The sequence below is a fragment of the Streptococcus mitis genome (assembly GCF_002096735.1).
GTDB classification, from domain to species: domain Bacteria; phylum Bacillota; class Bacilli; order Lactobacillales; family Streptococcaceae; genus Streptococcus; species Streptococcus mitis_CZ.
In genome coordinates this window covers 138738-155116 of sequence record NZ_NCVC01000013.1, presented here as the reverse complement: position 1 = coordinate 155116, position 16379 = coordinate 138738, and the positions used below count along the sequence as shown (strand labels likewise).

Genomic DNA, 16379 nt, shown 5'->3' with positions numbered 1-16379 from the left:
AGTGCTTCCATCCGCAACATACCATAGTCCGTACGGGATTCGAACCCGTGTTACCGCCGTGAAAAGGCGGTGTCTTAACCCCTTGACCAACGGACCTGAGCTGTTATTTTCAACTCTTACTATTATACCGACTTTTCTAACTTTGTCAACACCTTTTTTAAACTTTTTTAAGTGATAACTTCTCAACGTAACTTCCACCATAGCGAAACTTAATCTGAAACGCTTTCAGATGAGAGGATTTTGTGCACTCTTTTTTCGATTCTTTTCGACTAATCAAGCATTAGTAAAACCAGTTGAACTTAAGCTTTAAGTAAAAAGAGTCAGCATTATACTGACTCTTCTATTGATTATTAAACTTGGAAGCCCGTTCTTCTCCCCACCAATATGGGATTAGTTCTGCGACTTTCACCGTCTTTCTTGTATCGTAGTCCATCATAAATTCTGCATCTTTATTTTCAGCGTTCATCTCTAAGAGGAATTCTCTGCAAGCTCCACAGGGCATTCCTGAACTTCCACCATAAGGTGGTTTGTCTCGAAAGGCTAATACTTTTTTAACCTTAGTTTGTCCTGAAAATTGGTACATATTGAAGAGGGCCGCCCGTTCTGCGCAGAGATGGAAAACACCACAGGTTCCCTCCATACAGAATCCTGTAAATATTTGCCCATCTTCTGCTTCTACTGCGGCAACGACATGATTCGCATAAACAAAATCAGATACTTCATGTGGATTATACAATTTCTGTGCTTCTTCGTACATCTTTTCCCAGATGTCCATTATTGTACCCTTCTTATTTAGAGATTTCCTTTAACATATTTTCGATATGCTGGATTGATTTTTCACGTCCAAGCAAGAAAATTGTATCTGGCAATTCTGGCCCATGCATTTCACCTGAAACAGCAATACGAATTGGCATGAAGAGATTTTTCCCTTTGATACCTGTTTCTTTTTGAACAGCTTTGATTTGGGGGAAGATATTTTCTGTTACAAATTCATCATCTGTCATCGCCTCAAGTTTTGCTTTGAAGGCTTCAAGAACTGTTGGGACTGTTTCCCCCGCCATGACTTCGCGCTCTGCTTCTGTCAATTCTGGGAAATCTGAGAAGAAGAGATCTGTCAATGGGATAATCTCATCTACTGATTTCATTTGTGGTTTATAGAGTTCAACTAGTTTTTCAGCTTTGTCAGTTAAACGGCCTGCTTCCTCTAAGAATGGTTTTGCCATTTCAAAGATAGTTTCTAGGTCTGCATTCTTGATATAATCATTGCTCATCCAGTCGAGTTTTTTCTGATCAAAGGCTGCTGGTGACTTGCTGAGGCGGTTTTCATCGAAAAGTTTAATGAGTTCTTCACGAGAGAAGATTTCATCTTCGCCACCTGGGTTCCAACCAAGAAGAGCAATAAAGTTAAAGACCGCTTCTGGAAGGTAACCTTTCTTACGGTAATCTTCGATAAATTGAAGTGTATTAGTATCACGTTTAGATAACTTCTTACCCGTCTCAGAGTTGATAATCAAGGTCATGTGACCAAACTCTGGAGCTTCCCAACCAAGGGCTTCATAGACCATAAGCTGTTTTGGTGTATTAGCAATATGGTCATCTCCACGGATAACATGAGAGATTTGCATATCGTGGTCATCGATAACAACGGCAAAGTTGTAAGTTGGGTAACCGTCTTTCTTTTGGATAACCCAATCACCGCCGATATTGCCACCTTCAAATTCGATATCACCTTTGACCATATCATGCCACTTGTAGATACCTGACTCATTGACAGCCAAACGAACAGTTGGGATGATCCCTGCTGCTTCACGTTCTGCGATGTAAGCCGCTTTTTCCTCTTCACTCATACCAAGGTATTCGTTGATGTAGCGTGGTGTTTCACCAGCTGCTTCTTGGCGTTCGCGTTCAGCTGCCAACTCTTCTTCTGTAACGTAAGATTTGTAGGCTTTTCCTTCAGCTAACAGTTGGTCGATATATTTTTGATACAAGTCCAAACGCTCAGACTGGCGGTAGTTTTCATGTGTTTCTGGGCTTTCATCCCAATCCATACCTAACCAACGAAGGTTTTCAAGCTGTGAACGTTCACCATCCTCGACATGACGTTTACGGTCAGTATCTTCTATACGAATAATAAAAGTTCCATCGTGATGACGTGCATAAAGGTAGTTGAACAATGCTGTACGGGCATTTCCGATGTGTAGTAGTCCTGTTGGACTTGGTGCGTAACGTACGCGGATATCTTTTGACATAGTTTCTCCTATAAAGTCTCTAGGCGTCTGCCTTTTTGCTCTCTATATTATATCACAAGTCTTGGCTGAGTCCAATTTCTATGAATAAAGAGAGTAAAAAGAGTGGACAAACCACTCTTTTCTTCTATTATCATAGACGTGCGTTAAGTTCTTTGCTCAATTCTTCAAATCCTGGTTTTCCAAGAAGGGCAAACATATTACGTTTGTAAGCTTCAACACCTGGTTGGTCAAATGGGTTGATAGCATTCAAGTAACCTGAAAGAGCGATAGCCAATTCGAAGAAGTAGATTGTGTAACCAAGAGTGAAAGCATCTTGCTCTGGAAGAGTCACGTACATGTTTGGTACATCACCGTCTGTGTGGGCAAGAAGAACACCGTCAGTTGCTTTTTTGTTTACAAAGTCAACGTCTTTTCCTTGAAGGTAACCAAGTCCATCAAGGTCTTCTTCCAAGGTAGGGATAATCACGTTTTTACGAGGTTTGTCAACACGGACAACTGTTTCAAACATGATACGAGTTCCTTCTTGGATAAATTGACCAAGTGAGTGCAAGTCAGTTGAGAAGTTGGCTGAAGTTGGGTAGATACCTTTTTGGTCTTTTCCTTCTGATTCACCAGCCAATTGTTTCCACCATTCTGAGAAGTATTGAAGTGATGGCTCGTAGTTTACCAAGATCTCAGTTGCATAGCCTTTACGGTAAAGGATGTTACGAACTGCTGCGTATTGGTAAGCTTCGTTTTCAGAGATTTTATCTGAAGTGTAGTCTTTGCGAGCTGCATTCGCACCTTCCATAAGGGCTTTGATGTCAGCTCCTGATGCTGCGATTGGAAGCAAACCAACGGCTGTCAATACTGAGAAGCGTCCACCGATATCATCTGGAACAACAAATGTTTCCCAACCGTTAGCGTCTGCTTCAACCTTAACAGCACCTTTTTGGCGGTCAGTTGTTGCATAGATACGTTTGTTTGCTTCTTCTTGACCGTATTTCTTAACCAAAAGTTCTTTGAAGACACGGAAAGCAATCGCTGGTTCAGTTGTTGTACCTGATTTAGAAATCACGTTTACTGAGAAATCTTTATCAGCTACGTACTCTACCAAGTCAGCAAGGTAAGTAGATGAGATTGAGTTTCCAGCGTAAAGGATTTGTGGAGCCTTGCGTTCTTCTTTTGTTTGCAAGTTAGCAAAATGGTGATTCAAGAAGTCGATTGCTGCTTTTGCACCAAGGTAAGATCCACCGATACCGATCACAACCAAAACATCGCTGTCTGATTTGATTTGCTCAGCAGCTTTCAAGATGCGGTCAAATTCTTCACGGTCGTAGTTTTCAGGAAGGTCCAACCATCCCAAGAAGTCGCTACCAGCACCAGTTCCTTTACGGATCAATTCATCTGCTGCTGTTACTTGTGATTGCATGTATTCCACTTCATGTGGTGCAACAAATTTGTCTAAAACTTTTGAATAATCAAATTTAATATGTGACATGTTATTCCTCCAATATTTCTTCTTTTCTATCATAACGCTTACCTTCGTTTTTTTCAAGTTTTTTTGTCGAATTTCTCCAATTTTTATCAGAATTCAAACGTTTGCGTAAAAATTCCACATTCCAAAAATTTTGAAAAAATAAAAGAAAGAACGACCAGATGTCCCAGTCGTTACAGTTCATTCAATAAATACTCAAATAATTCTAAATTGCCATCTTCTTCATTAACCAGAAACTCTGGATGCCACTGCAAACCGATAATGCGGTGTTCGTCGATAGATTCAATCGCTTCGATGGTCTGGTCTCTCGGATCAATAGCCGTTACACGAAAATTAGGTGCCAAATCTTTAATACTCTGACGATGGACGGAATTGACCTGACTTTCTTTTCCAAATAGCTTAGCCACCACACTTCCTTCCACTGTCTCAATAGAGTGAGATGTTCCGAAAGGTAGTCCTTGCCAGTGACCTTCGATTTCTTGATTGAGGGTTCCACCAAAAGCAACATTGACAAGTTGAACACCACGGCAGATTGCCATAATTGGTTTATTCTGACGGAGTGCTTCTTTCAAGAGTGCCAATTCAAATTCATCACGGACTAGATTGTAATCATCGCTCTCGATGGTCTTTTTCTCTCCATAAAACTGAGGATGGACATTTTGACCGCCTGTCAAGATAAGTTTGTCAATCATTTCCACATAATCTCGTACAACGGACTCATCACCAACAGGAATGACTAAAGGGAGACCACCGACTTGACGAATGCTCTCTGCGAATCTACAAGATACAGATGAATGAATGTTTTTGCCTTCTGCGTCTACAGGACATAGATTTGCAGCAACTCCTACAACCGTTCTAGGCATGATGTCTCTCCTTTTGAATATTAACGATAGTCCTATCATATCACTCAAAACGACTTTCGTCTAATATGTTTTTTTAAAGGCTGTGATAAAAATTTTTTATGGACAAGAAAAAGCTGCCCACATAGGACAACTTTTTTCTTATTCAAAAACAAATTGATTGTGATAGAGTTCTGAGTAGAATCCACCTAGTTTTAAGAGTTCATGGTGGTTACCACGTTCAATGACTTCTCCATCTTTAAGAACAATAATCTGGTCTGCATTGAGAATAGTTTTCAAGCGGTGGGCAATGACAAAACTAGTTCTACCTGCTACAACCGCCTCCATGGCATGCTGAATCTTGCTTTCTGTCACCGTATCTACGTTTGAAGTGGCTTCATCGAGAATGAGAACTTCTGGATCTGTCATCAGCGTTCGAGCGATGGAAATCAATTGCTTCTGCCCTGTTGAGAAGATGCTCTGGTCATCATCGATAAGGGTATCGTATTTATCAGGCAAGCTTTCAATATAGTCATGAATATGGGTTGCTTTGGCTGCTGCCTCAACCATTTCCTGACTAGCATCTGGCACACCAAAACGGATATTGTCTCGAATCGTTCCGCTAAACAAGACCGAATCTTGCAAGACAATTCCCACCTTGCTTCTGAGACTATCCAAGTCATAGTCACGAATGTCTTTGCCGTCAAAATAAATACCGCCAGCATCAACATCATAAAAGCGATTGATGAGATTCATAATAGTCGTTTTCCCTGACCCAGTCGGACCAACAACTGCTGTCATCTGGCCTTTCGGAGCAGAAATGCTGACATCTTTCAAAATAGGTTTATCAGGCAAGTATGAAAAATCAATGTGACTAATTTCAACACCTTCTTGCAGCTGAATGAAGGTCGGAGCCTTTTCAGGTCGGATTTCTTCCTCAGCATCAAACATTTCCTGAATTCGTTCAGCACCTGTAAAGGCCAACTGAAGGCTTCCCCAACTAGCCGCAACTTGAATGATAGGCTGGTAGTACTGTTGAGAAAATTGAGCGAACATAACAATCAAACCTAGGGCTGTACTTGTTTCAATAGACTTATCATTCAAAAGTACAGCTGAACCCGCAAAGATGACGATGGCTGTATTAACCAGACTCATCCCATTCATGACAGGGAAAAGAATTCCAGAAAACATTCTTCCTTTAAAGGTTGCCTTGCGCACGCGCTCATTTTGCTCAAGAAATCCTGCCATCATATCCTCTTGAATTCCTTGCACAATGACAGCTTTTTGACCTGAGATACTCTCATCCATATAGGCGTTGAGCTTCCCTACCTCTTTCTGCTGGAGGTTGGTGTACTTGCGTGCCATTTTTACGATGAAAATCAGCATGAGGAAGGCCACTGGTGTGCTGGCAATGGTGATGAGAGCCAGCGTTACATTTCTCGAAAACATGACAAGAATCAGACCAATGTATAGAACGATGTTGCTCATGACCTGAATCAAGCTTTCGTTAAAAGCTTGGAGGATATTATCCAAATCACTGGTAAAACGAGACAGGATATCGCCATCTTGACGGCGGTCAAAGAAAGAAACCGTCAAGCGAGCAAGCTTACCAAAGAGACCTTTGCGCATCTCGTTGGTCGACTCTGCAATCACGCGTGTCATGAGACACATGTATATCACACTAGAGATAGATAGAACCAAAACCAGCAGACCAAGATTGACCATGATTCCTGATAGACTTTGCCAAACAAGTTCTGGATTGCCATTTTGATAAGCTTGAACTAAATTAGCTAACTCTGTTACCGCTTGTCCAGAAAATACCGGAAAGAGAGCTTGGGCAAGAGTCGCCAGAACAATCATCAGGATAACAACTACAAATGATAGCTTATAGACTTTAAAATAATTCCAAAAAAATTGAACTGTCTTCATTTTACTCCTCCTTTCCTTTCTGTGTTTCGTAGATTTCACGGTAAACGGAATTGTTGGCAACCAAGTCTGCATGCGTACCTTGACCAATCAATCGTCCTTGATCCAGAACCAAGATTTTATCTGCATGAACAACCGAGCTAATCTTTTGAGCGATGATAATGGTTGTCGTTCCTTTCAAGTCCTTATTCAAGGCTTCTTGAACCAGGCGCTCTGACTTGGCATCCAAGGCTGAGGTCGAATCGTCAAAAATCAGAATACGTGGATTGCTGACAATCCCTCGCGCAATCGACATCCTTTGTTTTTGCCCACCAGAGAAATTGGTCCCCCGTTCCTCAACTGGACTTTCAAAGGTTTTCTCCATACGATGAATGAATTCACTGGCTTGGGCAATATTAGCTGCGCGCTCCATTTCAAATAGAGTGGCATCTCCCTTACCCTGTCTCAAGTTATCAGCAATCGTTCCACTAAAGAGAATGGCTCGTTGGAGAACGATAGAAACAGTTTTACGCAAGGTTCCTTCACTCACTTCTCGAATATCCTTGCCTCCGATTTTGATAGCCCCTTCCTGCGGGTCAAAGAGACGTGGAATCAATTGAGCCAAGGTTGATTTTCCTGCACCAGTCGCTCCAACGACACCAACCATTTGACCAGGTTCAATAGTAAAGGTCACATCTTTCAGCATCGGTTCCTTGTCCATTGGATAGGTAAAGGTTACATTTTCAAAGCTAAGGCTTCCAACCAAGTCTTCATCTGGGACATCCTTGAAGGTCATAGCTGGTTCTGCGTCAAGAATTTCTCGAATACGACGCATAGAAATCATGGCGCGACTGACAGAATTTCCTAAAAATCCAACCATAACAATGGTAAAGATGATCTGGCTCAGGTAATTAACAAAGGAAGCAATGGAACCAACAACAGACGGATCCGACTGAACCATTCCCGCGACCAGCCAAATAGAGAGGAATACCGCCCCATAGCCAACTAACATCATAAAGGGTTCCACTACTGAAAAGGCATAACCAATGTAAAGGTTTTGACCAAGAAGCTCGTCTGAGACCTCTGTAAACTTCGCAAACTGCTCTTTTTCTTGGACAAAGGACTTGACCACACGAACACCGCGTAGATTTTCCTTGGCGATAGCATTGATGCGCTCAAGAAGAGTTTGAAACTTAGCAAAACGAGGGCCCATCATTCCCATCATGACAGCAGTCAAGGCAAAAATCAAGATAACCATGAGAACAATCACCCACCATAGGGAGGGAAGGGTTTGAACCGCGAGGATAAACGAACCGATGAACAAGAGGGGAAGTCTGAAAAGAATTTGGAAGGTCATCATGACCACGTTCTGAATCTGATTGATATCATTTGTCATACGAACGACTAGATTTCCCGCATTAAACTGTTCAATATTTGCATAAGAAAAGGTTTGGATTTTGCGGAAGGCATCCTCCCGAAGGTCGGATGAAACTCCTTGAGCAATATAGGCTGCAAGGATAACATTGAGTCCACCAGCAACCAGACCGACCAAGGCCACACCGATCAACCAAGCCCCGATACTATAAATCGCTTCATATTTCCCAGCAAGGAGGGCATCTAACACTTCCTGCAGATAACGCGGTTGCAGAAGTGAACTAGCAACCATCAAGCCTGTCATCAGGAGCGAGGCCAGGGCCTGCCACTTGTAGGTTTTTATTTTCTGAATCAGCATATTTTCTCCTTAAAAAATAGACAAAAGGGAGCGACAATGTGTCAGCTCCTTCTCATTCTGTTTGTGTGATGTTATTCTAGCAAAAAAGTAGGAACTTGTCAAAGAAGTCTCCTTGATACAGCTAGAATGACGAGTAATTTTCTCTTTATAGTTTTTGTTTTAACTCGACCAAGACATTCATAGCTTGCATAGGTGTCATATTGTAAACATCCAGTTTAGCTAATTCTGCTAGGATAGGATTTTCTTCTGGCGTATCAAAGAGTGAAATTTGTTCAGTGACAGCACTTGTTTGCCTCATTGGAGCAGGACTTTCTGTACCCTGACTCTCCAGTTGGGTCAAAATCTTATCCGCCCTTGCTAGGAGGTCTGCTGGCAAACCAGCAATCTTAGCAACATGGATACCATAGGATTTGTCAGCTGGGCCTGGTTCAATCTTATGAAGAAAGGTGACCTGCCCATCCTGCTCCAAGGTTGCCACATGGACATTGACCAAGTGTTCCAGACTAGCCTCAAGGCTAGTTAATTCATGGTAGTGGGTCGCAAAGAGTGTCTTGGCTCCGATGTACTCATGGATATATTCGATGATGGACTGGGCAAGAGCCATCCCATCATAAGTTGCAGTTCCGCGTCCCAATTCATCAAAGAGAATGAGAGAGTTCTTAGTCGCATGCGAGATGGCATTGTTGGCCTCCATCATCTCCACCATAAAGGTTGATTGACCTGAAACCAAATCATCGGCTGCTCCGATACGGGTAAAAATAGCATCAAAAATCGGTAAATGGGCACTTTCTGCTGGCACATAAGAACCCAACTGAGCCATAACTGCCGTCATGGCTAACTGGCGCATGTAGGTTGACTTCCCACTCATGTTTGGCCCTGTAATTAGTTGAATACTGCTATCTTCTGCCATCTGAATCGTATTTGGAATATAGGTCTGAGCCCCCATAACCTTTTCAACGACAGCATGGCGCCCTTTCTGGATATCGATCTGCGAATCTTCTCCGAACTCTGGTCGGATCAAATGCTGGGTTTCAGCTACAACTGCCAAGCTTTGTAAGACATCAACTGTCGCAATTCCTTGAGCTAGAGCCTGCAAACGCTGAATGTACTTGCTGACTTCCTCACGGATACGCATAAAGATTTCATACTCTAGGTTGGCTGACTTCTCACGCGCCTCCAGCATATCTCCCTCGATACGCGCTAATTCTTCGGTTCCAAAACGTTCTGAGTTTTTCAGCGTCGCCTTGCGGAAAAAGTGAGCTGGCACATTTCCCAGTTGTGAATTGGTTACATGGAAATAGTAGCCATCCTTTTTATTGTAGTCAATCTTAAGCGTGCTGATACCAGAGTTTTCGCGTTCCTTAGCCTCAATCTCAGCAATCCAACCAGTCCCTTCTCTGAGCACACGACGGTACTTGTCTAAGGTTTCATCAAATCCAGTGCGGATAATCCCACCATCTGTAATCACATGAGAAGCTTCAGGAGCAATCGCTGCGCTAATCAAACTCTCCAACTCAGGGATTCCATCCAGTTGTGCGATAAGATAGGCTAGAGCAGGTTGCTCCATCCCATCTAAAATCGCACGAATCCGTGGCACACTAGACAAGGTGGTCGCCAACTGCAAGAGATCCTTGGGATTTGTTTTGCCAAAAGAAACCCGACTAGCCAAGCGTTCGATATCATAAACACCCTTGAGGCTATCCGTCAAATCACTGCGCTCAAAGAAGTGATCAAGAAAGACCTGAACAACCTCTTGACGTTGGACAATTCGCTCCTTATCAATCAGGGGACGATGAATCCAAGAACGCAAGAGACGCATGCCCATAGCCGTTTTGGTTTCATCCAAAAGCCAGAAGAGACTGCCTTGCTTCTTGCCTGAACGGGCATTCTCAACCAAATCCAGACTAGCCTTGGTCGCATAATCCATCTGCAAGAAATCTTTGATTTCATAGCGGATAACAGGTTTGAGGTGATTCAATTCCCGCATCTGGGTTCGATGAACATACTGGAGGAGCTTACTAGATGCCGCTTGCTCCACAGTTGCCAATCGTGAATCCAGTAAATGAAGGTCCTCAAAGCCTTCTTTTTCATAGGAAAGCACCAGATTCATCTGGCGACTGAGAATCTGTTCTTCTGCCTCAGACAAGTCATAACCCAGCACCACTTCTCGCGCCTTGAGATTACGAATTTCCCCACAAACCAGCGTGAAATCCAATAGACCTGTCACATAAAAGTCACCCGTTACCAGATCCATATAAGCTAGCCCAAACTGACTGCCATCACGGTCTATGGCAACCAAGAAATTATTCTGGCTATCCGGCTTAGTGCTATCGACTACTGTCCCGGGTGTAATGACCTGAACAACCTCTCGTTTCACAACCCCAACTGCCTGTTTCGGATCTTCCATCTGTTCAGCAATGGCTACCTTATAGCCCTGCTCAATCAAGACATCGATATACTGCTGGGCAGAGTGATAGGGAACCCCCGCCATAGGAATCGGATTGTCCGCATTCTTGTTACGACTCGTTAAGGAAATTTCCAGAATCTGCGCAGCATTGACCGCATCCTCATAAAATAATTCATAAAAATCACCCATCCGAAAGAGCAAAAAAGCATCTGGATATTGCTTTTTAATATCCACATACTGTTGCATGCCGGGTGATAGCTTTTCTGTCGCCATTTTCCGTCTCTCCTTGTCAAAAATAAGTCTTGAGAGCAACTCCCAAGACCTTACTTATCTTTCATCAAATCTAGCAAACGATCTTCCATGAGTTTGGCAACGTGCTGGTCTCGACAAATGACCAATAAGGTATTGGCACCAGCAACTGTTCCTAAAATCCATTCATCCTTGTTTGCATCTACAATATTTGCCAAAACAGAGGCTTCTCCCAATTTGGTATGAAGCACCAAGGTAAACTCTGCTCTTGCAACACCTTCTAAATGATGAGACAAAAATTCCACCAAATCAATCTTTTCTGTCTCATTTGCTAGTACATAATACACCATATCATTTTTCTTAACCTTGGTCAAGCCGATTTCGCGCAAATCACGAGACAGGGTTGTCTGCGTCACAAAGACATTGTGCGCCTCCAACCGATCTTGAATTTCTTTTTGTGTACTTAATTTCTCCTCAGTAATCATTTTTTTTATTAACTGATGACGATCTCTTTTTCTCATAAAATCCTCTTATATGCATATTTATAACTAATTTTATAACTATATTATACCAAAAAAATAGGAGATTTCAAAAATTTTTTCTTCTTTCTTTAAAATTGTGATAAAATAGTAGAAAAGTCCAAAAAGGAGCTCTTAATGAATACAAAAGAATTGATTGCTAGCGAGTTGGCTAGCGTCATTGATAGCCTGGACCAAGAGGCTATTTTAAATTTACTGGAAACCCCTAAAAACTCAGAAATGGGAGACATCGCTTTCCCTGCTTTTTCTCTTGCAAAAGTCGAGCGTAAAGCACCACAAATGATTGCGGCTGAACTGGCTGAAAAAATTAACAGTCAAGCCTTTGAAAAGGTTGTCGCAACAGGACCTTACGTTAACTTTTTCCTTGATAAATCTGCCATTTCTGCTCAAGTATTGCAAGCTGTTATCACTGAAAAAGAACACTATGCTGACCAACATATTGGTAAACAAGAAAATGTTGTGATCGACATGTCTAGTCCTAATATCGCTAAACCATTTTCTATCGGTCACCTGCGTTCAACTGTTATCGGAGATAGCTTGTCACATATTTTCCAAAAAATCGGTTATCAAACGGTTAAGGTCAATCATTTGGGAGACTGGGGTAAACAGTTTGGGATGCTGATTGTTGCCTACAAAAAATGGGGTGACGAAGAAGCTGTAAAAGCTCATCCAATCGATGAACTTCTTAAACTCTATGTCCGCATCAATGCTGAAGCTGAAAATGACCCTAGCTTGGATGAAGAAGCGCGCGAATGGTTCCGTAAACTGGAAAATGGAGATGAGGAAGCTCTCGCTCTTTGGCAATGGTTCCGTGATGAAAGTTTGGTGGAATTTAACCGCCTTTACAATGAATTGCAAGTCGAATTTGACAGCTACAACGGAGAAGCCTTCTACAATGATAAGATGGATGCAGTTGTAGACATTCTTTCCGAAAAAGGCCTTCTTGTTGAGTCAGAAGGTGCCCAAGTTGTGAATCTTGAGAAATATGGAATTGAACATCCAGCTCTTATCAAGAAATCTGATGGTGCAACTCTCTATATCACACGTGACTTGGCTGCAGCCCTTTACCGTAAAAAGGAATACCAATTTGCTAAATCTATCTACGTCGTTGGTCAAGAGCAATCTGCCCACTTTAAACAACTCAAAGCTGTCTTGCAAGAAATGGGCTACGATTGGAGTGAAGATATTACTCACGTTCCTTTTGGTTTAGTTACAAAAGAAGGAAAAAAACTCTCTACTCGTAAAGGGAATGTCATCTTGCTAGAGCCTACTGTTGCAGAGGCCGTTAGTCGTGCCAAAGCCCAAATCGAGGCTAAAAATCCTGAACTAGAAAACAAAGACCAGGTAGCGCATGCTGTTGGGGTTGGAGCCATTAAATTCTATGACCTCAAGACCGACCGTACAAATGGATACGACTTCGACTTAGAGGCCATGGTATCCTTCGAAGGTGAAACTGGACCTTACGTTCAATATGCCTACGCTCGTATCCAATCAATCTTGCGCAAAGCCGATTTCAAACCTGAAACAGCTGGCAACTATAGCTTGAATGATGCTGAAAGCTGGGAAATCATCAAACTCATCCAAGACTTCCCACGTATTATCAACCGTGCAGCAGATAATTTTGAACCTTCTATCATTGCGAAATTTGCAATTAGTCTGGCTCAAGCCTTTAACAAATATTATGCACATACACGCATCTTGGATGAAAGCCCAGAACGTAACAGCCGTCTAGCCCTTAGCTACGCAACCGCAGTCGTTCTCAAAGAAGCACTTCGCTTGCTTGGAGTAGAAGCGCCAGAGAAGATGTGATTCAGTACTAACAATTGGAACTAAAGTTCCTAATTGTTAGACGCTAGCCGCTTATATGCGGACTAGCTAACTGCTTCACTAGTCATGTTCTCTAAATATAATCGATTTAGAGAACATGACGTCGTAATCAGAGACACTTGTCTAAACGCTTTACTAATTCATCTAACCAAATAATATCGATTTGGTTAGGCTCATGTCGTAATCTTCAAGTTACTTGATTGTAAAGCAGTCTAAGTAACTAAGACCAAATCCTATACGGATTTTGGTTTAGAGGTCTATCAAAAATCTTATCAAATTTTGCTGACTTGCTCTGCTACTTTGAATTGACTAATTCAACCTATTCACTACTACTTCTTTATCATACAGGGAGATATTCTATGAGCCAATATGCTTATATCCTCGTTGTGATTAGCTTGGTGTTCCTTTTTTTGCTTAATAAGTATGAAAAGGAAAGACTGCAAAAGCTCTACCAAGAACAACTTTTAAAGGATGAAACATTTAAGGCTGACATCAAACAGAAAATTCACACGACTGAAAATATCAATGATGTCATTGCTTATATCAATAAAACTTATCATCTAGGAATGTTGCTATCAAAAGACATTACAGATCAATTGAAATAAACCGAGCTATTCTTTAAGGAATATCAAAACCGAGACTAAGAGTTTTATACTTAGGCTCGGTTTTTGTATATTTTTCAAGCAACAAAGCCACCACTCCCCCAGCAATGCAAGTGCAAAATCCCCTAGAATGTGATAAAATAAAAGAGAGAACTCTATCAAGGAGGAAAACATGAAAAAACAAACCGTCGCCGTCTTGGGGCCTGGTTCTTGGGGGACTGCCCTTTCACAAGTCTTAAATGACAATGGACACGAGGTACGTATTTGGGGAAATATTCCCGAACAAATCAATGAAATTAATACACACCATACTAATAAGCACTACTTTAAAGATGTCGTTCTAGATGACAAAATCATTGCCTACACTGACTTAGCAGAGACTCTGAAAGATGTGGATGCGATTTTGTTTGTTGTCCCAACAAAAGTGACACGACTTGTTGCCCAACAAGTTGCAAAAAACTTAGACCATAAGGCGATTATCATGCATGCATCAAAGGGATTAGAACCTGATAGCCATAAACGATTATCAACCATCCTTGAAGAAGAAATTCCTGAACAGCTCCGCAGTGATATCGTCGTTGTCTCAGGTCCTAGTCATGCAGAAGAGACCATTGTGCGTGACCTGACTTTAATCACTGCTGCTTCTAAAGACTTGCAAACAGCACAATACGTTCAGGAACTCTTTAGCAATCACTACTTCCGACTTTATACCAATACGGATGTTATTGGAGTTGAAACTGCTGGTGCTCTCAAAAATATTATCGCTGTCGGTGCCGGTGCTTTACATGGTCTGGGATTTGGTGATAATGCCAAGGCGGCCATCATCGCTCGAGGCTTGGCAGAAATTACCCGCCTAGGGGTAGCACTTGGTGCTAGTCCATTGACCTATAGTGGCTTATCTGGTGTTGGAGACTTGATCGTAACGGGAACCTCTATCCACTCTCGTAACTGGAGAGCTGGAGATGCACTTGGTCGTGGAGAATCCCTAGCTGACATCGAAGCCAATATGGGCATGGTAATCGAAGGAATTTCAACGACTCGAGCAGCCTATGAGCTAGCGCAAGAACTTGGAGTTTATATGCCAATTACACAGGCCATTTACCAAGTTATCTACCAAGGAACCAATATCAAAGATGCCATTTATGACATCATGAACAATGAATTTAAAGCAGAGAATGAGTGGTCTTAACCCTCTAAAGAAAGGATTCTTATGACACCAAAAGTTAGAAAAGCAGTTATCCCTGCCGCTGGACTAGGAACTCGATTTTTACCAGCAACCAAGGCCCTTGCCAAAGAAATGTTGCCAATTGTAGATAAACCAACTATCCAGTTTATCGTAGAAGAAGCTCTTAAATCAGGCATTGAAGATATTCTGGTTGTCACTGGTAAGTCAAAACGTTCTATCGAGGACCACTTCGACTCAAACTTTGAGCTTGAGTACAATCTCAAAGAAAAAGGCAAAACAGATCTATTGAAATTGGTAGATGAAGCAACTGGTATGCGCCTTCATTTCATCCGCCAAACTCACCCTCGTGGTCTTGGAGACGCTGTCTTACAAGCAAAAGCTTTTGTAGGGAATGAACCCTTCGTTGTTATGCTGGGTGATGATCTTATGGACATCACAAACAAGGACGCCGTTCCTTTGACAAAACAACTGATGAATGATTACGAAAAGACACACGCATCAACCATTGCTGTCATGCCCGTACCACACGAAGACGTTTCATCATATGGAGTCATCGCTCCTCAAGGAGAAGGGATCAATGGACTCTATAGCGTTGAAACTTTCGTAGAAAAACCAGCTCCAGAAGATGCTCCAAGTGATTTAGCTATTATCGGTCGCTATCTTCTGACACCGGAAATTTTTGATATTCTCGAAAAGCAAGCTCCTGGTGCTGGAAATGAAATCCAGCTTACCGATGCGATCGATACGCTCAATAAAACACAGCGTGTTTTTGCCCGTGAATTTACAGGAGCTCGTTACGACGTTGGGGATAAGTTTGGCTTTATGAAAACATCTATTGACTACGCCCTCAAGCACCCACAAGTCAAAGATGACTTGAAAGATTACCTCATCCAACTGGGAAAAGAATTAGCTGAGAAGGAATAATAAAATCATTTATATAAAGAAGAGTCTGGGACAAAAAGATTTTGATTTTAGGAATTCTTTATTATAAATTTTAAAAATCGATAGATTAGACAAAAAAGTGAACAAGACAGAATTCTGAGTGTCAGATAACTCGTTTTGTTCGCTTTTTATATTTAAGGATAGACTTTTGTCCCAGACTCTTCTTTTATGTATCAAAATTATCCACACATAAATTAAGTAAATTCTCTACTTGAATCTAGTTATTTCATAAAAACTAATGAAAGCGCTATACTTGTATTTGTTTTTTCATTAAAATAAGAGTAGAATAAATTAGTATAGTAAAACAAAAAAGCACCGAATCGGTGCGCACTTTTTCGAGTTGTGTACGGACAAAGCCTTATTTTAACTTTGCTGTGTTGTTTCGAATAGTTCCAACACTTGTATTGTATATTATTCTTTTAAAA

At 41.7% G+C, this 16379-nt stretch carries 12 protein-coding genes and 1 tRNA gene; 4 read left to right on the top strand and 9 right to left on the bottom strand.

The features are described 5' to 3' along the window. Nucleotides 1-24: 24 nt before the first annotated feature. From B7703_RS03430 to argR, 9 genes are all read right to left on the bottom strand, one after another. Nucleotides 25-96 (bottom strand) — tRNA-Glu (locus B7703_RS03430). 244 nt (nt 97-340) lie between these two features. Beyond that, entirely contained in the window at nt 341-775 is a 435-nt protein-coding gene (locus B7703_RS03425; protein WP_084923638.1) for a cytidine deaminase family protein, read from the bottom strand. Between the two features lie 13 nt (nt 776-788). After that, the gene (gene gltX / locus B7703_RS03420) at nt 789-2249 is read right to left on the bottom strand and encodes a glutamate--tRNA ligase (protein WP_084923637.1); all 1461 of its coding nucleotides are present in this window, start codon (nt 2247-2249) and stop codon (nt 789-791) included. 130 nt (nt 2250-2379) lie between these two features. Then, the gene (locus B7703_RS03415; protein WP_000018269.1) at nt 2380-3729 is read right to left on the bottom strand and encodes a glucose-6-phosphate isomerase; all 1350 of its coding nucleotides are present in this window, start codon (nt 3727-3729) and stop codon (nt 2380-2382) included. Between the two features lie 170 nt (nt 3730-3899). After that, nucleotides 3900-4589 carry a gamma-glutamyl-gamma-aminobutyrate hydrolase family protein gene (locus tag B7703_RS03405; protein WP_001138351.1) on the bottom strand — a complete coding sequence of 230 codons (690 nt, stop codon included), beginning with the start codon at nt 4587-4589 and terminating at the stop codon, nt 3900-3902. Between the two features lie 138 nt (nt 4590-4727). Continuing rightward, nucleotides 4728-6494: a multidrug efflux ABC transporter subunit PatB gene (patB, locus tag B7703_RS03400; protein ID WP_084923635.1), complete on the bottom strand. Its 1767-nt coding sequence runs from the start codon at nt 6492-6494 to the stop codon at nt 4728-4730. A gap of 1 nt (nt 6495) precedes the next feature. Further along, nucleotides 6496-8202 (bottom strand): multidrug efflux ABC transporter subunit PatA, encoded by a 1707-nt coding sequence (gene patA / locus B7703_RS03395; protein WP_084923633.1) that lies wholly within the window; start codon nt 8200-8202, stop codon nt 6496-6498. A gap of 145 nt (nt 8203-8347) precedes the next feature. Beyond that, nucleotides 8348-10882, bottom strand: a complete 2535-nt coding sequence (gene mutS, locus B7703_RS03390) for a DNA mismatch repair protein MutS (RefSeq protein WP_084923632.1) — start codon at nt 10880-10882, stop codon at nt 8348-8350. Between the two features lie 50 nt (nt 10883-10932). Further along, entirely contained in the window at nt 10933-11379 is a 447-nt protein-coding gene (gene argR, locus B7703_RS03385) for an arginine repressor (RefSeq protein WP_001231476.1), read from the bottom strand. 135 nt (nt 11380-11514) lie between these two features. On the opposite strand from argR, the gene argS reads away from it, so the two are divergent. From argS to galU, 4 genes are all read left to right on the top strand, one after another. Beyond that, complete coding sequence (gene argS / locus B7703_RS03380; protein WP_084923630.1) at nt 11515-13206, top strand: arginine--tRNA ligase; 1692 nt, start codon at nt 11515-11517, stop codon at nt 13204-13206. 377 nt (nt 13207-13583) lie between these two features. Then, nucleotides 13584-13829 carry a MarR family transcriptional regulator gene (locus B7703_RS03375; protein ID WP_084923629.1) on the top strand — a complete coding sequence of 82 codons (246 nt, stop codon included), beginning with the start codon at nt 13584-13586 and terminating at the stop codon, nt 13827-13829. 169 nt (nt 13830-13998) lie between these two features. Further along, nucleotides 13999-15015, top strand: a complete 1017-nt coding sequence (locus B7703_RS03370; RefSeq protein WP_084923627.1) for an NAD(P)H-dependent glycerol-3-phosphate dehydrogenase — start codon at nt 13999-14001, stop codon at nt 15013-15015. A gap of 21 nt (nt 15016-15036) precedes the next feature. After that, nucleotides 15037-15936, top strand: coding sequence for a UTP--glucose-1-phosphate uridylyltransferase GalU (gene galU / locus B7703_RS03365; protein ID WP_084923626.1), 900 nt, complete (start codon nt 15037-15039; stop codon nt 15934-15936). Nucleotides 15937-16379: the final 443 nt, after the last annotated feature.